The sequence below is a fragment of the Klebsiella sp. YJ genome, assembly GCF_002108615.1.
Classification (GTDB): domain Bacteria; phylum Pseudomonadota; class Gammaproteobacteria; order Enterobacterales; family Enterobacteriaceae; genus Klebsiella; species Klebsiella planticola.
Window position 1 is genome coordinate 40,342 of record NZ_MTEG01000014.1, and the last position, 21,077, is coordinate 61,418.

A 21,077-nucleotide genomic window follows, 5' to 3' on the forward strand; every position below is an offset into this window, starting at 1 on the left:
GATGGCGCAACGCAAGATACCCTGCCTGCTGATGCGCGGCGGTACCTCGAAAGCCGCCTGTTTCCTGGCGGACGATCTGCCGTCAGACCCCGCGCAGCGCGATGCGGTGCTGCTGGCGGCGATGGGCTCGCCGGACGCCAGACAGATTGACGGCATCGGCGGCGCCGATCCGCTGACCAGCAAAGTGGCGATTATCCGTCGCTCCGCGCGACCAGACGCTGACGTCGATTACCTGTTTGCTCAGGTTAACGTCGATAGCGCCGTGGTCGATTATGGACAGAACTGCGGCAATATTCTCGCCGCCGTCGGGCCGTTCGCGATTGAGCGCGGCCTGGTGGCCCACGCGGCGCCGCTGACCCAGGTGCGAATATTTATGGAAAACACCGGTCAGACGGCTATCGCTGAGGTGCCTTGCGATGAAGACGGCGTGGAGTATGCGGGTGGGACGCGTATTGATGGGGTGCCGGGGTATGCCAGCCAAATCGTACTGAATTTTCTTGATGTCGCAGGTTCCAGCTGCGGCGCGCTGCTGCCAACCGGCAACGCCATTGATCGCTTCGACGGCATCGAGGTGACCTGCATCGATAACGGTATGCCGGTGATTTTGTTACGTGCCCGCGACCTTGGGCGAAGCGGCTATGAAACCCGTGAACAGCTGGATAACGACAGCGAGCTGAAACAGCGGCTGGAGTCGATACGCCTGCAGGCCGGCCCACGAATGAATCTGGGCGATGTTGCCCGGCGTACGGTACCGAAAATGACCCTGCTCGCCGAGCCGCGCGACGGTGGCGCGATTTCCAGCCGGACCTTTATCCCTCACCGCTGCCATGCGTCGATTGGCGTATTTGGCGCAGTCAGCGTCGCCAGCGCCTGCCTGATCCCCGGTTCGGTCGCCGAGGGGCTGGCGCGGGTGGGCGACAATCCGCTTATCAGCGTTGAGCACCCCAGCGGCGAGTTCAGCGTTGCCCTGCGGCGCGACGCGCAGGGTGAACTGGCGGGCTGCGGTCTGCTGCGTACCGCCCGCCTGCTGTTTTCCGGCGAAGTCTGTATTCCGGCCAGGGTCTGGCCGCATAAGGAGCAATGATGACGGCAATAACATTTATTGGTTTTGGCGAAGCGGGCGGGATTCTGGCGGGTGATTTGGCACGGGAAAATGACGTTGCCATCTGGGACCGCAAGCTTCAGGGCGCAGAGCGCGCAGCGATGCGGGAAAAAGCGCATCTCGCTGGCGTCCGGGTTGCGGACTCGCTTGCCCAGGCGCTGGAGGGGGCAGCGCTGATCTTCTCCACCGTGACCGCCGGCTCGGCGCTGGAAGTCGCGCTGGCAGCAGCCGAATACGTACGCGAAGGCCAGTTTTTCCTCGATTTGAACTCGGTGGCCCCTGAAACTAAACGTATCGCGGCCAATCGCTTTTTGCCCGGGGCCTATCTCGATGTGGCGGTCATGGCGCCGGTACCGCCGGCGCGGCTGAGCACGCCGTTGCTGATCGGGGGCACGCAGGCTCGCGCACTCACGGAACGCTTAAGCGCCCTGGGGCTGAACGCTCGTTACGGCGCGGATGAGGTGGGCAAGGTGTCGGCCATTAAAATGTGCCGGAGCGTGATGATCAAAGGCCTGGAAGCGTTGACGACCGAATGCCTGTTCGCCGCCCGCGAATATGGGGTGGAAGAGCAGGTACTGGCATCGCTGCACGCCAGTTTTCCGTCGCTGGGCTGGAACGACGCGTTGCCGGGATATCTGATTAGCCGGGTGGCTGAACACGGTATTCGCCGCAGTGAGGAGATGGAAGAGGTGGTGAAAACGCTGCGTGATGCGGGGGGCGCAGGGCTGATGAGCCGGGCGACGGCCCAGGCGCAACGCCAGCTGCCGCAGAGCATGGCCGCACGCGACCTGAACTATGCACAGCTGGTGCCGTTCGACTGGAAAGCGTTGGCGGCGAAGCTAAAGTGATTACGTTTCCGGGCAGCTGATTTTATCGATGGCTGCCTGATAACCCTGCTGGTTATTTCGCTCTTTCGCCAGCGTGGCCTCCCGGACATACTCCTGGTTTGCCTGAGAGGCGAGGATTTTATTGGCAAAATCGGTATCGCTCAGGGGGGGCTTCGGGGCACATTTTTCCTTCACCGCTTTTAACACCAGCTGCTTTTGTTGCTCGAACTGCAGGCTCTTCAGCGGTGATTCGGCCCAGGCCGCCGTCGCGCTGAGGGTGGTAACCAGGCACAATATCCAACACGCTTTCATGGTGCTTCTCCTCAAATAGTAGCTTCAGTCAACTATATGCGCAGGATGCGAAACACGCAAATTATCAGGAAGTTAAGTTGTTTAAAATCAGATCTATGCTACCCGAACCCGACGTCGGGAATCCACGGCGATCAGCACCACAGAGGACAGAATCAGCAGCGTACCGAGCCAGTCCGGTAGCGTAAAGGTGATGCCCAGTAGCATGAGCGACAGCAGCGCGCTGCTCAGCGGTTCGGCGCAGCTGAGAATCCCCGCTTTCGCGCCGCCAATTTTCTGTGCCCCGTTTAAATAGAGGCTGAAGGTCAGCGAAGTGCCGATCACCACCAGATAGAAGAACGCCAGCAGCAGACGGCCATTGACGACAAAGTGGGTGCCCTGACCGCCGTAGAACGGCAGCAGCATTGCCCCGCCCAGCAGCATGCTCCAGCCGACGATCGGCAGGGTGCCGTATCGGGCGATGAGCGTTGACGGCCAGGTGGTGTAAAACGCGGCGGCAAAGGCCGACGCCACCCCCCAGAGCAGCGCCGACGGCGAAATGGACAACGTGGTGGGATTGCCGTGGGTGACCAGCAGGAACGTACCGGCCAGCGATGTCCCGATGGCGGCCAGCACCAGCGGCCCCGGTCGTGTTTTGCGGGCCAGCGCAAACCAGGCGACGATAATGGTCGGCGACAGGAACTGCAGCACCGTTGCGGTCGCGGCGTTCGATTTCTCGATGGTCATCAGGAAGGTGTACTGCACGGTCAGCGCGCCAAACAGCGAGAAGAACAGCAGGCTGAAGGCATCTTTGCGGTTTTGCAGGACGCGGAAAATTTTGTCGCCGTGCACAAAAGCGAGCATCAGGAGAATCAGGCCAGCGAACAGCAGACGCGTCATGGTCAGAAACGGCGATGACATCTGGCTTTGCTGCATAATGTACTGCGCGCAAACGCCAGAACTGCCCCATAGCACCGCGGCTATCAGTACGTTCAGCATCCCTTTTTTGCTGGAGCCCATCTTTTCCTCGAATGAAATATTGCAAAGGGCGCATCATAGCATGAGCTGACGCGCGCAGGCGGGCAGGAAATGGTGGGGCCCGGCGTGGTGGCGATGGCCGGGACCCCGGGGTGATTTGGCGTTAGCTCAAATCGACGTTTTTACTGCCGAACAGCCAGGTAAAGGCGAAGCCGCAGAGGTAGGAAACGGCCAGACCTGCGGCGTAAACCGCCATGCCAGCGTAGATCCCGCTCGCGGAGGTCATTAGCGGTAGCGCCACGAGGCCAGAAGGGCCAAAGACCGTATTCAGCCCTACCGGCAGGCCCAGCCACGCGATCAGACCGAGGAAAAAGCCGCCGCAGGCACCGCCAATACAGGCGGTGATAAACGGCTTCATGCGCGGCAGGGTTACGCCATAAATCAGCGGTTCGCCGATACCGAGAAAGCCGGGAATGATCGCCCCTTTAATCTGGGTCCGCAGCATCGAGCCGTGCTTCGCCCGCCAGTACAGCGCCAGCGCGGCACCAACCTGCCCGGCTCCCGCCATCGCCAGGATCGGGAACAGTGAGTTAAATCCTTGCGCATCGACCAGCGCAAAATAGACCGGCACGAAGCCCTGATGGACGCCGAACATCACCGCCAGCAGGAACAGACCGGCGAGCACCGCGGAGCCAAACGGGTTGCCGTTGAGATGGAGGAACAGCCACGACATCCCGGTAAACAACCAGCCGCCGATGGGCATAATCACCGTAAAGGTCACCGCGCCCATAATCAGCAGGGTGACTGCCGAGGTCAGGATCATATCGAGGTTGGCCGGCATCACGCGGCGTACCTGCTTTTCCACCCACGCACCGAGAATCGAGGCAATCAGCACGCCGATAATGTTGCCGCGCGGGTCAATGCCGTGGCCGAAGAAGGTGGTGATCCCGGAGAAGAACCCGCTGGTGGCTTCGGGGTTGTAGCCGAGGACAAACAGCGAAGCGATAATGGCGCCGTTGACTCCGGAACCGCCAAACGCCTTCTGCGCGTTATAGCCGATCAGGATACTCAGGAAGGTGAACATCCCCTTGCTGAAGACTTTCATGTAGCCAATTAGCGCCACCAGGGAGGCGTTGGGATGGGCGTTCTCCAGCACAAACATCTGTTCTGCCAGCGTCGCGAAGCCGAGCAGCAGACCGACGGCGATAAAACCGGGAATCAGCGGGGTAAAAATAGTGGCGAATTTGGCGAGAAACTTCTGCACGCCGCTGGTTTGCTTACTTTTCAGCGCCTGTTTTTTCTCTGCCGCCACCTCCGCCAGAGACGGCGCGTCGGCCGGCGCCTCTTCCAGCAGTCCGTTCATCATTTCCGCTGCGGTTTGCGCTTTACCGGGGCCGAGCACCACCTGAAACTGCTCATCGCTGACGATAACCCCCATCACCCCTTCAATCTGGCGGATGGCGGCGCTATCGGCGAGCTGCTCATCACGTAGGGTTAAACGCAGGCGGGTCATACAGTTCCCCGCCTGGGCGACGTTTGCGGCCCCGCCAACATGGGTCAGGATCCGCGCTATCATCTCTTTATTTATTTTTGCCATTGCACGTTACCGGGTTGTCGGCGCTTAGGTGTTGCTCAGCGCCTGGCGGATAAAACCGTTATTTTGCGCCAGCAGGGACTGGGCTTCCGCAGCGTTCAGATTCGCCAGCACCATGACAATGGCGGTTTTACAGTGGCGACCGCAGGCGTCCAGCGCGGCCTGTGCGGTGGCGCGATCGCAGTCGGTTGCTTCCATAACGATCGAGACCTGGCGCTCAATCAGCTTCGCGTTGGTCGCTTCAACGTCAACCATCAGGTTGCTGTAAATCTTACCAATACGGATCATGGCACCGGTGGAGATCATGTTCAGCACCAGCTTTTGCGCGGTTCCCGCTTTCAGACGGGTAGACCCGGTGACCACTTCCGGACCCACGACTGGGGTAATGGCCACATCGGCCAGACGGGCCATTTCACCGTGCGGGTTGCAGCTGACGATGGTCACAAAGGCGTTCTGGCTGTGGGCATACTCCATGGCGCCAATGACGTACGGCGTACGTCCGCTGGCGGCCAGGCCAACCAGCACATCGCGGTTGCTGAAGTTAAGATTTTGCAGGTCCATGGCGCCCTGCGCTTTGTTATCTTCCACATTTTCCACGGCGCTGAGAATGGCTTTATGGCCGCCGGCAATCACCCCGACCACCTGCTCCGGACGGGTACCGAAAGTCGGCGGACATTCGCTGGCATCCAGGATCCCCAGGCGCCCGGAGGTCCCGGCGCCAATATAAATCAGGCGTCCACCGGCTTGTAACGCCGCGGCCACTTTATCTACGACCTGAGCGATTTGCGGTAAATAGGGGGCGATCGCGTGGGGCACCTGCTGGTCTTCCTGGTTAATAACCGTCAGCATCTCGACGGTGGACAGGGTGTCTATATTGGCGCTATTGGCATTGCGGCGCTCGGTCAGCAGCGCGCTCAGGTCGATACTCATACACAAACCTCTTCAATCACAGTTAAGCCAGATTCTAAGGAATTAATTATTCCAATCATGTGAAGGTTATCACGATTAATACTCAACGGATAATAAGAGATTTGTAGGCAGGTCGGGAAGTGATGCAGTAACAAAATTGGAATATTTTATTACTGCATTCGCGCTTAACGGGTCGAGTGGTTTTTTTGCAGGCCGAAGAACAGGGCGATCAGATAGCTGATGGTCATGGCGAGGCTCATTTTCAACATCGTTTCACCGCCGAGTCCGGCCAGCGGCGCCGCGATGCCGCCGCAGACAAACATCAGGGTCCCCATCAGCGCCGAGGCGGTACCCGATTGCGTACTGCTGACCTCGCTCATCGCTTTTGAGCCGGCAACGGTGCTGATACCGCTCATGAACGACACGGTGAAGAACAGGCCGATTAGCGCCGGTAGCGGCAGATGTTGCCAGGCGAGAAACAGGGTGATGACTGCGCACAGGACCGCCAGGCTCAGGCCACCGCGCAGCAGCGTATCGGCGCTATAGCGGCGCGAGAGGCGGGAGAAGATCTGCGCGGCGATAATCAGTCCAATGCCGTTTACGCCAAACAGCAGGCTGAACTGCAGGGCCGTCATGCCGTATTCGCTCTGAATCACGAACGACGACGAGCCGATGTATGAGAACAGTCCGGCCATCATAAAAGCCTGAATCAGGCAGTAGCGCATAAAGGGGCGGTTTTTCAGCACCGGGATGTCGCTTTGCTGATGTGTCGTGGCCGGATCTTTACCCGGCAGCGTTTCGCGTAGCACCGTCAGGCTCAGGAGCAGCAGTACGCCGCCGATCCCGGCCATCGTCCAGAACAAAATTCGCCAGTCGAACGCGGTAATGATGTAGCCGCCAATCACCGGCGACACCACCGGGGCGATGCCGTTGACGGTCATCAACAGGGCGAAAAACTGGGTCAGTCGGGCGCCCTGATATTTATCGCGGGCAATCGAACGGGAGAGCACTGACCCCCCCGCACCGGCGAAGCCCTGCAGAAAACGCCAGCCGATCAACAGATGAATATCGTCGGTCGCGGCGCACATCGCCGATGAGAAAATAAACAGCAGCAGCGAGAGCACCAGCGGTTTTTTACGCCCGATGCGGTCGCTGAGCGGACCAAAAAACAGCTGGCCGAGACCAAGACCAATCAGCGCTGCGGTTAGCGAGAACTGGGTCTGCGTGCCGGTGGCATTCAGCTGCCGGGTAATATCCGGCAACGCGGGCAGATAGAAATCGGTGCACAGCGGACCGATGGCGGTTAACAGGCCGAGAATTAACGCCCAGGAGAGGGAGATGCGCGGCATAAAAACTCCTTTAGCATACCGGGCGTTGCCGCCCGGTTGATATTGATTTAGCTGGCGCCGCCTCCCAGCGACTGCCAGAGCGTGATGCGGTTTTCCAGATCGGTTTGTTGCAGCGATATCAGCGTGGCCTGCGCCGACCACAGCGTGCGCTGGGCGGTCAGGACCGACAGATAATCGCCGACGCCGGTCTGATAACGCCTCAACGCAATATCCAGCGACGTCTGCTCGGCGGCGACGTACTGGCGCTGGGCATCCAGCTGCTCGCTCAGCGTTTCCCGGCGCGCCAGCGCATCGGCCACGTCTTTAAAGGCGCTCTGGATACTCTTCTCGTAGGTGGCGATCAGCCCCTTTTTCTCCGCTTCGGCATAGCGCAACTGGGCCAAATTGCTGCCGCCGGTAAATAGCGGCAGGCTAATCGATGGGGCGAACGACCACACCTGCATCCCGTGACTGAACAGGGAAGATAGCGCATCGCTGCCTACGCCAGCGCTGGCGGTCAGGGAGATGGTCGGGAAGAAATTGGCTCGCGCCGCGCCGATATCCGCATTGGCGCTCTTCAGGTTATGCTCCGCTTCCTGGATATCCGGGCGGCGGAGCAGCACCGACGAGGATACGCCGGCCGGTACCAGGCTAATGCCGTGGTCGCCGAGGCTTTCCAGGGTACCGGGCAGCAGGCTGTCGGGCACGGTTTCACCGGCCAGTAAATTGAGCGCGTTTTTGTCCTGCGCCACCTGGGTGCGATAGCTGGCGACGCTGGCACGCGCCTGCTGGTAAACGCTTTCGGCATCGCTGAGGTCGCCCGCGGAAGCGGTGCCTACCGCCATCTGGCGGGCAACAATTTTGCGTGAGTTCTCTGCGCTGGCCAGGGTCTGCTGGGCCAGCGCCAGATTGCTGTTATCCGCCGCGAGCGTGACCCATGCGGTGGTCAGATCGGCAATCATCGTCAGGCGCGTATTCTGCGCGGTGTATTCGCTGGCAAGCCAGGTCTCCCGTGCCGCCCGCGATAAACTCTGATTCTTACCAAACAGATCCAGCTCGAAGCTGGAGACCGCGCCGTCGGCCTCTGAGGATGAGGTGAGGCCGCTGGCGACAGTTTTACTGCGGGTATGGCTCAGTTCGGCGTCAACGGTGGGGAACAGCGATGCGCGGGTTTCGCCATACTGCGCCCGAGCGGCCTCAATGTCGGCAATCGCTTTCTGCAGATCGCGGTTGCTGGTCAGCGCCATGCTGACCACTTTTTTCAGCCGCGCATCGTTGACAACCTGCTGCCAGCTGCCGACCACCGCAGTGGCTTCACCGTGAGCGCCAGGGAGCGTCGCGGGAACCGGCGCCGCCGGGCGGCTATAGTCCGGATCGAGGGAAACACAGCCTGCGGTCAGGAGCGCAACAAAAACCAGGGTCAAACGAAACATAACTTACTCCTGAGTAGGGCGTTGGCGGGTGAACAGACGCTTCACCAGCACAAAGAACAGGGGAACGAAGAACACTGCCAGCAGCGTTGCGGTCAGGGTGCCGCCGATAATACCGGTCCCGATCGCCACGCGGCTGTTGGCCCCGGCGCCGGTCGCTACCGCCAGCGGCAGGACCCCGGCGATAAACGCCAGCGAGGTCATCACGATAGGACGCAGACGCGTTTGCGCCGCACGTAGCGCCGCGCGCGACAAGGAATAGCCCTCATCGACCGCCGCTTCGGCAAATTCAACAATCAGGATGGCGTTCTTCGACGACAGACCGATGGTGGTCAACAGTGCGACCTGGAAGTAGACATCGTTGCTCAGATCGCGCATCCACGCCGCCAGCGCCGCGCCGAGCAGGCCCAGCGGGATCACCATGATCACCGAGAAGGGGACCGACCAGCTTTCATACAGCGCGGCGAGACACAGGAACACCACCAGAATCGAGATGGCATACAGGCTCATGGCCTGCCCGCTGGCCAGCTTTTCCTGAAGCGACATGCCGCTCCATGCCCAGGTGGTGCCTGCCGGCAGGCTGTTGGCCAGCGCTTCCATTTTTTCCATTGCCGCACCCGAGCTGAAGCCGGAGGCATTCTCACCCTGGATTTCGAAGGCCGTGGCGCCGTTGTAGCGCACCAGGCTTTCCGGGCCATATTGCCAATGGGTGGTGGCAAAGGCGGAGAACGGCGTCATGCTGTCATTGCTGCTGCGTACGAACCATTTACCGAGATCGGACGGCACGGCGCGGGCGTCGCTTTCTCCCTGGATGTAAACCTTCTTCACGCGTCCGCGATCGATAAAATCGTTGACGTAGGTGCCGCCCCATGCGCTGGAGAGCGTGTCGGTGACATCGCTCAGCGACAGTCCCAGGGAAACGGCTTTGTCATTGTCGATATCGACCTGCAGCTGCGGCATTTGCGGCAGGTCGTTGGCGCGGACCGACTGGAGTTCCGGACTTTGGTTGGCGGCAGCCAGCAGCTGGCTGCGCATTTTCATCAGGCTATCGCGATCGGTGCCGCCGCTCGCCATCAGTTCAAAGGTAAAGCCGTTGCTCTGCCCCAGACCGTCCACCGACGGCGGGGTCATGGCAAACAGCGAGGCGTCGCGAATACTGCTCAGATCCCGGGTGGCGCGCAGGGCAATGGCCTGGGCGGTGTTCTCGGCGCCTTTACGCTCGGACCAGTTTTTCAGCGACACGAAGGCCATCCCGGCGTTTTGTCCGCTGCCGCTGAAGTTAAAGCCATCGACGGTGAAAATAACGTTGGTATTGGCTTTTTCTTTGCTGAGGAACCAGTCGGTCACCTGGCGACGTACCTCGGCGGTACGCACGGCGGTGGCGCCCGCCGGGAGGGTGTACTGGACCATAATTTCACCCTGATCCTCTACCGGCAGGAAGCTTCCCGGCAGCTTCCACATCGCCAGCGCCATGGTGCCGCAGATCAGCACAAAGGCGCCCATCATCATGGCAGAGCGGCGTAGCCCGCCGAGCACGCGATGCTGATAGCCCTGTTCGGTACGGCCCCACAGGCGGTTAAACGCCCCGAAGAACCCTTTGGTATGCGGCTTAGAGTGGGAGAGCAGCGCGCCACACAGCGCCGGCGTTAGGGTGAGAGCCACCACCACCGACAGCATCATCGCCGAGATAATGGTCACCGAGAACTGGCGATAAATCACGCCGGTCGAGCCGCCAAAGAAGGCCATCGGTAAGAATACCGCCGACAGCACCAGCGCAATCGCGATCAGCGCCCCGGAGATTTCGCCCATCGATTTTTCGGTAGCTTCACGGGCGGGCAGGCCCTCGTCGCGCATAATACGCTCGACGTTTTCCACCACCACGATGGCGTCATCCACCAACAGGCCGATGGCCAGTACCATCGCAAACAGGGTCAGGGTGTTGATGGAGTAGCCGAACAACGCCAGTACGCCAAAGGTCCCCAGCAGCACGACCGGCACCGCCACCGCCGGAATCAGCGTGGCGCGGAAGTTTTGCAGGAACAGGTACATCACGCAAACCACCAGAATGATGGCTTCAAACAGCGTTTGAATAACATCTTCAACCGAGATTTTGATGAACTCGGTGCTGTCTTTCGGATAGGCGATATCGTAGCCCTGCGGCATCTGCCGCTGATATTCAGCAATTTTACTTTTCACGCGCGTGGCGGTATCCAGCGCGTTGGCGCCCGGGGCCATCATCACCGCGATACCGGCGGCCGGATGGCCGTTGAGGTTTGAGGTGGCGGTGTAATCTTCGCTGCCCATCTCAACGCGAGCGACGTCGCCCAGACGCACCACCGAGCCATCTGACTTGCTCTTGACGATAATGTTTTTGAACTGATCGACGGTTTGCAGCCGCGACTGGGCGCGGACGGTGGCGGTCAGCTGCTGCGCGCTGGATGACGGCAGCGCGCCGATTTTGCCCGCGGAAATTTGCACGTTCTGCGCTTCAATCGCCGTTTGTACATCGGAAGGCATCAGCGCGTAGGAGGCCAGTTTGGTTGGATCCATCCAGATACGCATCGCGTATTCTGCGCCGAAAACGCGCAGGCTACCGACGCCCTCAACGCGCGCCAGCGGGTCCTGCATGTTACTGACCAGCCAGTCGGAGATATCGGAGCTGGTGGCTTTGTTATTTTTATCGTACACCGCGAGGATCAGCAGGAAGTTACTTTGCGATTTCACTACCGTGACGCCGGACTGCTGCACCTCGCTCGGCAGGCGTGATTCCGCCTGCTGGACTTTGTTCTGCACCTGCACCTGGGCGGTATCCGGGTCGGTCCCCTGCTCGAAGGTGACGGTAATATCTACCGAGCCGTCAGAGCTGCTGGTGGAGGTGAAATAGAGCAGGTTATCCAGCCCGGTCAGCTGCTGTTCAATGACCTGAGTGACGCTGTTTTCCAGGGTTTCCGCAGAGGCCCCGGTATAGGTGGCCGAGATTTTTACCGCCGGAGGGGCGACGTCAGGATATTGCGCCACCGGCAGCGTCTGGATGGCGAGCACCCCGGCGAGCATGATCAGAATGGCGATAACCCAGGCAAAAACCGGGCGACGCACAAAGAAGCGGGAAAACATCAGGCGTTGCCTCCGTCATTGTTGACTTCGACGGCTTTGACCTGTTGGCCAGCAGCGACTTTGCTGGTGCCTTCAACGATCAGCTTATCGCCGCTTTTCAGGCCGTTCACCACCAGCCATTTGTCGCCGTATGCGTCACCGGTTTCGACTTCCCTTTGCTCTACTTTGCTGTTGCTATCGACGACGAGCGCGGTGGCATTGCCTTTGGCATCACGGGTGATGCCTTGCTGTGGCGCCAGGATCGCATCGTCCATCACTCCTTCATCGACGTGGGCGCGCACGAACATTCCCGGTAACAAGACATGCTGCGGGTTGGGGAAGACTGCGCGCAGCGTGACCGAACCGGTGGATTCGTCCACCGCCACTTCGGTCAACGCCAGATGCCCTTTTTCGCTGTAGGTGCTGCCGTCTTCCAGGGTCAGCGACACGCTAAGCGTATTGTCGTTGGTCGCCAGCGCTTGTTTGCGCAGGCGCAGCAGATCGACGCTGGAGCGGGTGAGATCGACATACATGGTGTCCAGCCCACGGATCGTGGCCAGGGCGGTATCCTGGTCGGCGGAAACCAGTGCGCCGGGGGTGACGGAAGAGATGCCGATCCGTCCGGCAATCGGCGCGGTAACGGTGGTCCAGTTCAGGTTAATCCGCGCGCTCTCCAGCGCCGCCTTTTTCGACTCCACGCTGGCTTTGTCCTGATTGCAGGTGGAGATAGCATCGTCGGCATCCTGACGGGAAACGCCGTTGTCCTTGACCAACGCCGCGTAGCGCTGGGCTTTCTGACAGTCGGATGTCACCAGCGACTGGGCCTGCTTGAGCGCGGCGGCGGCTTCGTTATAGGCTGCGCGATAGCTGGCGGGGTCGATTTGATACAGCGCCTGGCCGGCTTTTACCCTATCGCCCTCGGTGAACAGGCGTTTTTGAATGATGCCGCCCACCTGCGGACGCACTTCGGCGCTGAGTGAGGCCGTGGTACGACCGGTCAGTTCGCTGATCACGGAAACGGGCTGGCTTTTCAGCGTGACGACGCCCACTTCCGGCGTCACCTGTGGTGGGGCTGATGTTTGGGCATTATCGCATCCGCTCAGGATGAATAAGGCCGCTGCGATGGGGATTATGGTATATTTCATTATATTTTTCTCAGGATGAACGACGTCCTCCCCGCTAATTAAATAGCAGGGTTCAGGCCAGCGGGTGACGCATTTCCGATAAACGGAAACGACAAAAAGGGAATTTAAAATTCCCTGTTTATTAATTGCAGTTAATTATTTATCCATTAGCAACATAGCGGTTATTTCCCGATAAAGTTTCTCGAGGACTTCTGGTGCCACCGTTTGTGGAACAAGACGCCGGTAAATCGTCCCTTCCATCATCACCGCGGTGATCTCAACGCAGCAGCGGATGCGTTCGTCGCTCAGATGCGGGTGCGCTTTGCGTATATGCGCGCAGGCGTTGGCAAACATGCGCTTGTCGGCTTCCACCATCATGGCCGCGATTTGCGGATTGCGGGTCGCTTCGGCGGCCATTTCCAGCATCAGCGCGTCATCATCTTCATCCAGGGTCTGTCGCCAGGCGAGCAGCCGCGGAATTTGGTCCGTCTGCGTTTTTCCGTCCATCTCGGCAATACGATAATCGATGATGCGGCGGATCATTTCCGCAATAATGGCGTCTTTACTGGCGAAGTAGCGGTAGATTTGCCCGACGCTCAGCTTCGCCTCGCTGGCGATCTGCGCCATGCTGGCTCCGTGAAAACCATGACGACGAAAGCAGTGACGTGCGGCAGCGATGATTTCATCCTGCCGGATCTTTTGCCGGGCGGCCAGGGCGTTGCTCATGGTTTTCTCCGTGGTGACATAAAGTGAGAATGATCATTCTCATTTTTCCTTCATTATACGTTTCCAGCGGATGATGGAAAGGTTTTTTTAATTAAAAATAAGCCCGGAAAATTTAGACAGGAAATAATGGAGAAAATAAGTATTTTTTGTGAAAGTAAGCGCAGAGATATCTTCATAATATTGAATTAAGGAGAATGCCGATGGCATTGATTATAACGAAAAGTATTAATCCAGCGGATCAGGAGGAGTTGCTGGCAGGATTACGTGAATACAACCTGCGCTATCTGGATGCGACGCAGTTTGCTGACCTGGGCGTCTACTTCCGCGATGAGGCCGGGGTCATGTTGGGCGGTTTGATTGCCAAAAGAAAGGCCAACTGGCTCTGTATTGAGTATTTGTGGGTCAGTGAAGCTTCGCGCGGCAGCGGGCTGGGCGGCGAACTGATGCGCGCGGCGGAAAAGCAGGCGCGCGAGGAGGGCTGTCGCCATGTTCTGGTCGATACCTTCAGCTTCCAGGCCCTGCCGTTTTATCAAAAGCAGGGCTATCAGCTGCAGATGTCGCTTCCTGATTTTCCGCACGTCGGGATGGCGCGCCACTACCTGTCGAAAGCGCTGTAGCTCCGGCGGGCAGCCGATAGCGCGTGGCTTAACCGGCAATTCCCTGGCGGATCAGCGTCAGCGCGTGGCTGACAATGGTCTGTCGGGAGACGGAGGCTAAGCGTGTGTCGGTACGCAGGCGGGAGAAAGGCACCAGAACCAGGCTAATCAGGGTGGTGAACAGCAGCTCTGGCGACAGGGCCGGGTTGAGTTTACCCTCTTCCTGCCAGCGCTTCACCGTTGCCAGCATCCGGTGGTATTTATCATCGCCAAAGCGCGCGTGCATATGCTGGCGAAGTATCGGCATCTCGCCAATCACCTCCTGCATCCACAGCGGCGCAAACCAGTTGTGCTTCTCCGCCAGCGTCCCCAGTGCCTCGATCAGCAAGGTGAAAGCGGTCACCGGATCTTCCGGATGTTCGATAAAAATCTGGCCTATCTCACTGCGCAAAGGCATGAAGCGCTCTTCCAGCAACTGGTCTACTAACGCTTCCCGCGAGCTGAAATAGTAGTGCAGCATCGCCGGCGTCACGCCGGCTTCTTTGGCAATGGCATTGAGCGAAGTATGGGCGATCCCCTGACGGGCAAACAGCATCAGCGCAATATCCATAAGCTGCTCGCGACTGGCTGTGCCGGGTTTTTTACCCCGCGGGCGGCCCGGGCGGCGAGGGACATCATTGTCTTTTTGTGCGGCCATTTCTTGATCCTCTCTTGACGGGATTCATCATTTCCCTAAATATTAATTATACATTTAATTAATTTCAAGCGAGTTATGTGATGACGTCTCAAGTCGCGACCCAACCGGCACCGTCGATCCGTCTGCTGTTTAGCGCGCTGATGCTGGTTATGCTGTTGTCGGCCCTGGATCAGACCATTGTGTCGACGGCGCTACCCACGATTGTTGGTGAGCTTGGGGGGCTGGATAAGCTCTCCTGGGTGGTCACCGCCTATATTCTCAGCTCGACGATTGTCGTACCGCTGTACGGTAAATTTGGCGATCTGTTTGGCCGCAAAATTGTGCTCCAGGTTGCGATCGTGCTGTTCCTGGTCGGTTCCGCGCTGTGCGGCGTCGCGCAGAATATGACGCAGCTGGTGCTGATGCGTGGGCTACAGGGGCTGGGCGGCGGCGGCCTGATGGTGATCAGCATGGCGGCGGTGGCCGACGTGATCCCACCGGCCAACCGCGGCCGCTATCAGGGGCTGTTCGGCGGGGTATTCGGCCTGGCGACGGTGATCGGGCCGCTCATCGGTGGCTTCCTGGTCCAGCACGCTTCATGGCGCTGGATTTTCTATATCAACCTGCCGCTGGGGCTGTTTGCGCTGCTGGTGATCGGCGCGGTTTTCCACAGCAGCAATAAACGTAGCCAGCATCAGGTTGACTGGCTGGGCGCGATTTACCTGAGTATGGCGCTGCTGTGTATCATTCTCTTCACCTCTGAAGGCGGCAGCGTGCGCGCGTGGAACGACCCGCAGCTGTGGTGCATTCTCGCCTTCGGCGTGGTGGGGGTTATCGGCTTTATTTATGAAGAACGGATCGCCGCAGAACCGATTATCCCGCTCTCCCTCTTTCGCAATCGCAGCTTTCTGCTGTGCAGCCTGATTGGCTTTGTCATCGGGATGTCGTTGTTTGGCTCGGTCACCTTCCTGCCGCTCTATCTGCAGGTGGTGAAGGCGGCGACGCCGACCGAAGCCGGGATGCAGCTCATTCCGTTGATGGGCGGGCTGTTGATGACGTCGATCGTCAGCGGGCGCATTATCAGCCGTACTGGCCGGTACCGCATATTCCCGATTCTTGGCACGTTGTCAGGTATGGTGGGGATGGTGCTGCTGACGCGTATTACCATTTACTCGCCGATGTGGCAGCTGTATCTGTTTACCGCCGTGCTGGGGATGGGCCTGGGACTGGTGATGCAGGTGCTGGTGCTGGCGGTACAGAACGCCATGCCGGCGCAGATGTACGGCGTGGCGACCTCTGGCGTGACGCTGTTCCGTTCGATCGGCGGTTCCATCGGGGTGGCGCTGTTCGGCGCGGTGTTCACCCACGTTCTGCAAAACAACCTGCAGCGTCTGCTGCCGGAAGGGACGGCGCTGCCGCGGGCGCTGAATCCGGCCGCGGTGCAGAACCTGCCGTCAGAGATCCGCCTCGATTATCTCGATGCCTTTGGCTCGGCGATTCATGCCGCATTCCTGATGGCAGCCTGCATCATGGCGGTCGCTTTCCTGCTCTCATGGCTGCTGAAAGAGGCGCCGCTGAAAACGGTGGCGAGCTAGCGGGTTGCCGCGATGCGCGCCAGCGCCTGGCGCAGCATCGGGGTGGCGAAATCGATAAACTTCCGCAACTTAAGAGGTGCCAGCCCGCGGGCGGTATACAGCAGGTGTACCGGCGCAGGCTCCGGTTCCATCGCTTCCAGTATCAGCGTCAGTTCACCGCACGCCAGACCATCGATGGCCTGGTAGTGCAGCAGGCGCGCCGCGCCGGCCCCCAGTCGCGCGGCGTCGGCGGCGCTTTCCGGAGTGGTCACGCAGAGCACCGGCTGGAGCACTACGTGCCGGTCTTCCGCCATCGGCGCCTTAAACCGCCAGCCGCGATAGGGCATCGGTGATTCAATGCCAATGGCCGGCAGTGTGCTCAGCTCACGCGGGCGCTGCGGGTATCCGTGCTTCTCCAGCAGCGCCGGGTGGGCGCAGGTGACAATACGCATCTCGCCCAGGCGGGTGGCAACCATTCCGCTATCCGGTAGCGTACCGATACGCACCGCGAGATCGATATGGTCGTCGACCAGGTCGGCATTACGATCGCTGAGCAGCAAACGGACGCGAATTTGCGGGTAACGGGCGAGAAAAGCGGTGACAACCGGCAAAACATGCTGTCGGCCAAACATCGTCGGTGCCGCGATCGTCAGCTCACCCTTCGGCTGCTGATATTCCCCCGCCGCCTGGCGCTCGGCCAGGTCAACCTCTTCGAGAATCCGCCGTGCGGCGGCGACATAATCGATACCGGCATCGGTCAGCGTCAGCTTGCGGGTGGTGCGGAGCAGCAGGCGCACGCCGAGCGTGCTTTCCAGTTCGGCAATATGGCGGCTGATGGTGGTCAACGGCGTATTCAGCGCCCGCGCCGCCGCCGACATGCTGCCCAGTTCAGTGACTTTTACCAGCAGCGCCATGGCGCTCAAGCGATCCATAATTATCCCGTTTTCCGGAAAGATGATTGTCAGTATCGCAGTATTATCATTTATGGCGGCAGAGTCCATGATGAGCGCAGTCACAGCGCGTTCGGAGGATCTATGCCGGGGGACTTTCTCGATATTGCCATCACGCCTGATGTGATGGACGTTCAACATGAAATGGGAAGCGATGGTCTGTGGCAGTCGCCGTATCGCCAGCGCAGGGGAGAACGTTTCGGCGCCAGCGAAGAGGAGATGATCGCCACCCGCGACAGTTTTTATCTGGCAACGTTATCGCAAACCGGCTGGCCCTACATCCAGCATCGCGGCGGGCCGCCGGGTTTTCTCCATCTGCTGGATGACGCCACCCTGGCGATGGCGGATTTTGGCGGCAACCGGCAGTACATCACCACCGGCAACCTGCGCGGCAGCGACCGGGCCTGCCTGTTTTTGATGGATTACCCGCGCCGCGCCAGGCTGAAAATCTATGCCACCGTCGAGGTGCTGGCGAAGGACGATGATCCCGGGCTGTTGGCTCGGGTCACGCCGGACAATTACCGCGCCCGGGTGGAGCGCCTGTTTCGCTTTCATCTGCAGGCGTTTGACTGGAACTGTCCGCAGCACATAACGCCGCGCTACAGCGCCCGACAGGTGGCGGAGTACAGCCAGACGCTGCAGCAGCGTATCCAGGCGCTGGAGCAGGAAAATCTGAAGCTACAACAACAGTTAACGTTAAAAGGAGAACGACCATGACCGAAGTTCGCCCGCCGCTACCGCCGTTTACCCGGGAAAGCGCGCTGCAAAAGGTTCGCGCCGCCGAAGATGGCTGGAACAGCCGCGACGCGCAAAAAGTGGCGCTGGCCTATACGGCCGACAGCCAGTGGCGCAACCGCAGTGAGTTTGTCCATGGGCGTGCGGAAATCATCGGCTTCCTGACGCGAAAATGGCAAAAGGAGCAGCAGTACCGGCTGATTAAGGAGCTGTGGGCGTGGAACGATAACCGTATTGCCGTGCGTTTCGCCTATGAATGGTGTGATGACAGCGGCAGCTGGTTCCGCTCATATGGCAATGAAAACTGGGAGTTTGATGAGCATGGCCTGATGCATACCCGCTACGCCTGCATTAACGATCTGCCGATTGCCGCGCGGGATCGCCTGTTCCATTGGCCCCAGGGGCGCCGCCCCGATGACCATCCGGGGCTGAGCGAGCTGGGGCTATAAACAGGCGATGTGACGGGTTAATCGGCTTTCGGGAAGTCGACGACCGTATCATTCACCCGGTTCACCATATTGGTGAACAGAATGGCGCTCACCGCGCTGATAATCTCAATCACCTGCTGGTCGCCGAAGCCAGCGTTACGCAGTGCGCTGACGTCGGCTTCCGGGAGCGTACCGCGAGTGCGCACCAGGGTCTGGACAAACTTGACCAGCGCATCGAGACGGGCATCATCAGTAACCTCGCCGCGGCGCAGGGCATGGATTTGCTCGCCGCTGTAACCCGCTTTTTTCGCCATTAAGGTATGCGCCGCCAGGCAGTAATCGCAGCCGGTGGCCTCGCTCACGGCCAGGTTAATCGCTTCCAGCTGTTTGGCATTCAGGCTGCTTTTACTCAGCATCGCGTTATGCGCCAACGCCTGCTGCAATGCCGCCGGTGAATGACCGCCAATGGTCAGATAGGCATTGGGCACTTTACCCATCGCTTTTTTGATCGCACCGAAAATTTCTGCGGCTTTACCGGTGACGTCTTGTTCACGAATATCAGCTAAACGGCTCATGGTGTGCTCCTGTGTCTGTGAGGGTGTGATGTGGCAATGGCGACATGTTAGGGACAGGCGGCGTGCTAGACTGAGGCTCTTCGTCTCATTTTTTTGTCTTATCGTCTCAGGAGTGGCATGGACAGTCTCAGTCATCTGTTGGCGCTGCTGGCGCCGCGCTGCGAAGTGAATCTGCATTGCCGGTTTGGCGGTCGCTGGCAGGCCGGGCATGAGCAGATGCGCAGCGGCGTGGTGCCCTGGCATTTTGTGTTGCGTGGCGAGGGGCGGCTGACGGTCGGCAGGCAAACCCGGCAGATGCGGGCGGGCGATGTCATCTTGCTCCCGCACGGCTCGCCGCATCTGATGGAAAGTCTGGTGGAGTGGGGGCAGATTCTGCCCGTCGCCCACCGCTTTAACGGGACCCTGACCGAGGTCCGAACCGCTACCGACCATGATGCGCTGGAGATGCTGTGCGGCGAATTTTACTTCGGCCCGCACGTCAGCTGGTTATTTGCGGAACCGGCTGACTTGATTCATCTGCACACCGATGAGCGGGCGGAGTGCCCGGAGCTGGAGTTGCTGCTTAACGTGCTGGTACGGGAGAGCCTGATGGCGCGCCCCGGCGGCGGGGCTATCGTGCGTAGTCTCGGCGACACGCTGCTGGTTTTGCTGCTGCGTACGCTACTGGGCAGCGAAGCGCCGCCGGAAGGGCTGCTGCGGCTGATGAGCGATGAACGGCTGATGCCCGCTGTTTTCGCGGTGCTGGAGACGCCGGAGCAGCCCTGGACGCTGGAGAGTATGGCCGCCCGCGCTTTTTTATCGCGCGCGACCTTCGCCCGGCACTTTGCCCGTGCTTATCACCTCACGCCGCAGGCCTGGCTTTCGCAGCTGCGGATGGCGATGGCTGCGCGCCTGCTGCGCGTGGAGCGGCAGACCAACCTTGATGTGATTGCCGGGCGCTGTGGGTTTCAGTCGCAGGCCTCGTTCTCGAAGGCGTTTAAAAAACTGTATGGCGTGACGCCTGGGGAGTGGCGGCGTCGGTAAGCGGCTGTGGCGCCGAGGCTGGTCGTGACGGCCGGTGCCGCCAGCGGCTAAACACAACATTGTCGTCCGGTTTCCGGTTGTGACGCGCGGGCCAGCATCCGCCGTATCATTACCAATCCGGAGGAATTATGGATTTCGCACAACAACAGCAACAGGCGACGCCTGGGCTGCTGGCGCATGAAGCCAAACACCGGTAGATGATTTTATTTCCGGTTGCTGTTTTTGCAGTTTAAAACCTGACCATAAAGTCGTTATAGTTTCGGACGAAAAATAATAACGACTTCTATGGACTGACAGGGTAAAAATGATGAAATTGCGTTTACGGACAGCCGCCGCCGTGGTGCTGGCGGGTCTGCTGCTGGCAGGCTGCGACCAGAAAGGCAGCGATGCGAAACACATTAAAGTCGGCGTCATCAACGGCGCGGAACAGGATGTAGCGGAAGTGGCTAAAAAGGTCGCCAAAGAGAAATATGGTCTGAATGTCGAGCTGGTGGGCTTTAGCGGTTCGCTTCTGCCTAACGAAGCGACGAACGCCGGCGATCTGGATGCTAACGTCTTCCAGCACCGGCCGTTCCTGGCGCAGGATAACAAAGCGCACGGCTACCATCTGGTGGCGGTCGGCAACACCTTCGTGTTTCCGATGGCGGGCTATTCACGCAAAATAAAATCAGTGGCCGATCTGCAAGACGGGGCGACTATCGCCATTCCGAACGATCCCACCAACCTGGGCCGCGCGTTACTGCTGTTGCAAAAAGAGCAGCTGATTACCCTGAAGGCGGGGACTGGCCTGCTGCCTACGGCGGTCGATATCACCACTAACCCGCGTCACCTGAACATTATGGAGCTGGAAGGGGCGCAGCTGCCGCGCGTGCTGGACGACCCGAAAGTGGATGTGGCGATTATCAGCACCACTTATCTTCAGCAGACCGGTCTCTCGCCGGTGCATGACGGGATTTTTATTGAAGATAAAAACTCGCCGTACGTGAATATCATCGTGGCCCGCGAAGAGAATAAAGACGCGGAAAACGTGAAGGAATTTATGCAGTCCTATCAGTCGCCGGAAGTGGCAAAGGCGGCAGAGACTATCTTTAACGGTGGTGCGGTTCCCGGCTGGTAATCGT

20 protein-coding genes are annotated in these 21,077 nt (G+C 59.5%); 8 read left to right on the forward strand and 12 right to left on the reverse strand.

What is annotated here, in order from left to right:
- The first annotated feature begins 1 nt into the window (after window position 1).
- Together BV390_RS15765 and BV390_RS15770 are read left to right on the forward strand one after the other, a co-directional pair.
- Window positions 2-1,084, forward strand: a complete 1,083-nt coding sequence (locus BV390_RS15765; protein WP_046853317.1) for a 4-oxalomesaconate tautomerase — start codon at window positions 2-4, stop codon at window positions 1,082-1,084.
- On the forward strand, window positions 1,084-1,950 hold the full coding sequence (locus BV390_RS15770; protein ID WP_085397097.1) for an NAD(P)-dependent oxidoreductase: 867 nt from the start codon (window positions 1,084-1,086) through the stop codon (window positions 1,948-1,950). Before BV390_RS15765 ends, BV390_RS15770 begins: the two co-directional genes overlap by 1 nt.
- Here the strand turns inward: BV390_RS15770 and BV390_RS15775 are convergent, their stop codons facing one another.
- The 9 genes from BV390_RS15775 to BV390_RS15815 all read right to left on the reverse strand — a co-directional run bounded on the left by BV390_RS15775 (window position 1,951) and on the right by BV390_RS15815 (window position 13,399).
- A complete protein-coding gene (locus BV390_RS15775) occupies window positions 1,951-2,241 on the reverse strand; it encodes a YicS family protein (RefSeq protein WP_032697035.1) in 291 nt (96 codons plus the stop codon).
- Window positions 2,242-2,334: 93 nt separating this feature from the next.
- On the reverse strand, window positions 2,335-3,237 hold the full coding sequence (locus BV390_RS15780; RefSeq protein ID WP_032690217.1) for an EamA family transporter: 903 nt from the start codon (window positions 3,235-3,237) through the stop codon (window positions 2,335-2,337).
- Between the two features lie 121 nt (window positions 3,238-3,358).
- Window positions 3,359-4,792 carry a PTS N-acetylmuramic acid transporter subunit IIBC gene (gene murP / locus BV390_RS15785; protein ID WP_032690218.1) on the reverse strand — a complete coding sequence of 478 codons (1,434 nt, stop codon included), beginning with the start codon at window positions 4,790-4,792 and terminating at the stop codon, window positions 3,359-3,361.
- Between the two features lie 24 nt (window positions 4,793-4,816).
- A complete protein-coding gene (gene murQ, locus BV390_RS15790) occupies window positions 4,817-5,719 on the reverse strand; it encodes an N-acetylmuramic acid 6-phosphate etherase (protein WP_085397098.1) in 903 nt (300 codons plus the stop codon).
- Between the two features lie 164 nt (window positions 5,720-5,883).
- On the reverse strand, window positions 5,884-7,047 hold the full coding sequence (locus BV390_RS15795) for a multidrug effflux MFS transporter (protein WP_032690220.1): 1,164 nt from the start codon (window positions 7,045-7,047) through the stop codon (window positions 5,884-5,886).
- A gap of 47 nt (window positions 7,048-7,094) precedes the next feature.
- Window positions 7,095-8,459 (reverse strand): efflux transporter outer membrane subunit, encoded by a 1,365-nt coding sequence (locus BV390_RS15800; protein ID WP_032697032.1) that lies wholly within the window; start codon window positions 8,457-8,459, stop codon window positions 7,095-7,097.
- A gap of 3 nt (window positions 8,460-8,462) precedes the next feature.
- On the reverse strand, window positions 8,463-11,570 hold the full coding sequence (locus BV390_RS15805) for an efflux RND transporter permease subunit (RefSeq protein WP_032698519.1): 3,108 nt from the start codon (window positions 11,568-11,570) through the stop codon (window positions 8,463-8,465).
- A complete protein-coding gene (locus BV390_RS15810; RefSeq protein ID WP_032690222.1) occupies window positions 11,570-12,694 on the reverse strand; it encodes an efflux RND transporter periplasmic adaptor subunit in 1,125 nt (374 codons plus the stop codon). Before BV390_RS15810 ends, BV390_RS15805 begins: the two co-directional genes overlap by 1 nt.
- Window positions 12,695-12,829: 135 nt before the next feature.
- Entirely contained in the window at window positions 12,830-13,399 is a 570-nt protein-coding gene (locus BV390_RS15815) for a TetR/AcrR family transcriptional regulator (protein WP_032690223.1), read from the reverse strand.
- A 200-nt stretch (window positions 13,400-13,599) separates the two neighbouring features.
- Between BV390_RS15815 and BV390_RS15820 the strand changes: the two genes are divergently transcribed.
- Window positions 13,600-14,016 carry a GNAT family N-acetyltransferase gene (locus BV390_RS15820; RefSeq protein WP_032690224.1) on the forward strand — a complete coding sequence of 139 codons (417 nt, stop codon included), beginning with the start codon at window positions 13,600-13,602 and terminating at the stop codon, window positions 14,014-14,016.
- Between the two features lie 28 nt (window positions 14,017-14,044).
- On the opposite strand, the gene BV390_RS15825 is transcribed toward BV390_RS15820, so the two are convergent.
- Window positions 14,045-14,692, reverse strand: coding sequence for a TetR/AcrR family transcriptional regulator (locus BV390_RS15825; RefSeq protein ID WP_032690225.1), 648 nt, complete (start codon window positions 14,690-14,692; stop codon window positions 14,045-14,047).
- Window positions 14,693-14,772: 80 nt separating this feature from the next.
- Here BV390_RS15825 and BV390_RS15830 point away from each other — a divergent pair, with 80 nt between their 5' ends.
- On the forward strand, window positions 14,773-16,266 hold the full coding sequence (locus tag BV390_RS15830) for an MDR family MFS transporter (RefSeq protein WP_032690226.1): 1,494 nt from the start codon (window positions 14,773-14,775) through the stop codon (window positions 16,264-16,266).
- On the opposite strand, the gene BV390_RS15835 is transcribed toward BV390_RS15830, so the two are convergent.
- Entirely contained in the window at window positions 16,263-17,177 is a 915-nt protein-coding gene (locus BV390_RS15835; RefSeq protein WP_064384835.1) for a LysR family transcriptional regulator, read from the reverse strand. The genes BV390_RS15830 and BV390_RS15835 overlap by 4 nt on opposite strands.
- Before the next feature lie 102 nt (window positions 17,178-17,279).
- On the opposite strand from BV390_RS15835, the gene BV390_RS15840 reads away from it, so the two are divergent.
- Both BV390_RS15840 and BV390_RS15845 read left to right on the forward strand, forming a co-directional pair.
- On the forward strand, window positions 17,280-17,912 hold the full coding sequence (locus tag BV390_RS15840; protein WP_032697029.1) for a pyridoxamine 5'-phosphate oxidase family protein: 633 nt from the start codon (window positions 17,280-17,282) through the stop codon (window positions 17,910-17,912).
- On the forward strand, window positions 17,909-18,379 hold the full coding sequence (locus tag BV390_RS15845; protein ID WP_032690229.1) for a nuclear transport factor 2 family protein: 471 nt from the start codon (window positions 17,909-17,911) through the stop codon (window positions 18,377-18,379). Before BV390_RS15840 ends, BV390_RS15845 begins: the two co-directional genes overlap by 4 nt.
- A gap of 17 nt (window positions 18,380-18,396) precedes the next feature.
- Here the strand turns inward: BV390_RS15845 and BV390_RS15850 are convergent, their stop codons facing one another.
- A complete protein-coding gene (locus tag BV390_RS15850; RefSeq protein ID WP_064384803.1) occupies window positions 18,397-18,933 on the reverse strand; it encodes a carboxymuconolactone decarboxylase family protein in 537 nt (178 codons plus the stop codon).
- Window positions 18,934-19,050: 117 nt separating this feature from the next.
- Here BV390_RS15850 and BV390_RS15855 point away from each other — a divergent pair, with 117 nt between their 5' ends.
- Window positions 19,051-19,956, forward strand: coding sequence for a helix-turn-helix transcriptional regulator (locus BV390_RS15855; RefSeq protein ID WP_032690231.1), 906 nt, complete (start codon window positions 19,051-19,053; stop codon window positions 19,954-19,956).
- A gap of 307 nt (window positions 19,957-20,263) precedes the next feature.
- Window positions 20,264-21,073 (forward strand): lipoprotein NlpA, encoded by an 810-nt coding sequence (gene nlpA, locus BV390_RS15860; RefSeq protein WP_032697026.1) that lies wholly within the window; start codon window positions 20,264-20,266, stop codon window positions 21,071-21,073.
- Window positions 21,074-21,077 lie beyond the last annotated feature (4 nt).

Coding starts and splice junctions, on each gene's coding strand:
- BV390_RS15765 (WP_046853317.1), top strand. CDS start 2: ATGGCGCAACGCAAGATACCCTGCCTGCTGATGCGCGGCGGTACCTCG.
- BV390_RS15770 (WP_085397097.1), top strand. CDS start 1,084: ATGACGGCAATAACATTTATTGGTTTTGGCGAAGCGGGCGGGATTCTG.
- BV390_RS15775 (WP_032697035.1), bottom strand. CDS start 2,241: ATGAAAGCGTGTTGGATATTGTGCCTGGTTACCACCCTCAGCGCGACG.
- BV390_RS15780 (WP_032690217.1), bottom strand. CDS start 3,237: ATGGGCTCCAGCAAAAAAGGGATGCTGAACGTACTGATAGCCGCGGTG.
- murP (WP_032690218.1), bottom strand. CDS start 4,792: ATGGCAAAAATAAATAAAGAGATGATAGCGCGGATCCTGACCCATGTT.
- murQ (WP_085397098.1), bottom strand. CDS start 5,719: ATGAGTATCGACCTGAGCGCGCTGCTGACCGAGCGCCGCAATGCCAAT.
- BV390_RS15795 (WP_032690220.1), bottom strand. CDS start 7,047: ATGCCGCGCATCTCCCTCTCCTGGGCGTTAATTCTCGGCCTGTTAACC.
- BV390_RS15800 (WP_032697032.1), bottom strand. CDS start 8,459: ATGTTTCGTTTGACCCTGGTTTTTGTTGCGCTCCTGACCGCAGGCTGT.
- BV390_RS15805 (WP_032698519.1), bottom strand. CDS start 11,570: ATGTTTTCCCGCTTCTTTGTGCGTCGCCCGGTTTTTGCCTGGGTTATC.
- BV390_RS15810 (WP_032690222.1), bottom strand. CDS start 12,694: ATGAAATATACCATAATCCCCATCGCAGCGGCCTTATTCATCCTGAGC.
- BV390_RS15815 (WP_032690223.1), bottom strand. CDS start 13,399: ATGAGCAACGCCCTGGCCGCCCGGCAAAAGATCCGGCAGGATGAAATC.
- BV390_RS15820 (WP_032690224.1), top strand. CDS start 13,600: ATGGCATTGATTATAACGAAAAGTATTAATCCAGCGGATCAGGAGGAG.
- BV390_RS15825 (WP_032690225.1), bottom strand. CDS start 14,692: ATGGCCGCACAAAAAGACAATGATGTCCCTCGCCGCCCGGGCCGCCCG.
- BV390_RS15830 (WP_032690226.1), top strand. CDS start 14,773: ATGACGTCTCAAGTCGCGACCCAACCGGCACCGTCGATCCGTCTGCTG.
- BV390_RS15835 (WP_064384835.1), bottom strand. CDS start 17,177: ATGGATCGCTTGAGCGCCATGGCGCTGCTGGTAAAAGTCACTGAACTG.
- BV390_RS15840 (WP_032697029.1), top strand. CDS start 17,280: ATGCCGGGGGACTTTCTCGATATTGCCATCACGCCTGATGTGATGGAC.
- BV390_RS15845 (WP_032690229.1), top strand. CDS start 17,909: ATGACCGAAGTTCGCCCGCCGCTACCGCCGTTTACCCGGGAAAGCGCG.
- BV390_RS15850 (WP_064384803.1), bottom strand. CDS start 18,933: ATGAGCCGTTTAGCTGATATTCGTGAACAAGACGTCACCGGTAAAGCC.
- BV390_RS15855 (WP_032690231.1), top strand. CDS start 19,051: ATGGACAGTCTCAGTCATCTGTTGGCGCTGCTGGCGCCGCGCTGCGAA.
- nlpA (WP_032697026.1), top strand. CDS start 20,264: ATGAAATTGCGTTTACGGACAGCCGCCGCCGTGGTGCTGGCGGGTCTG.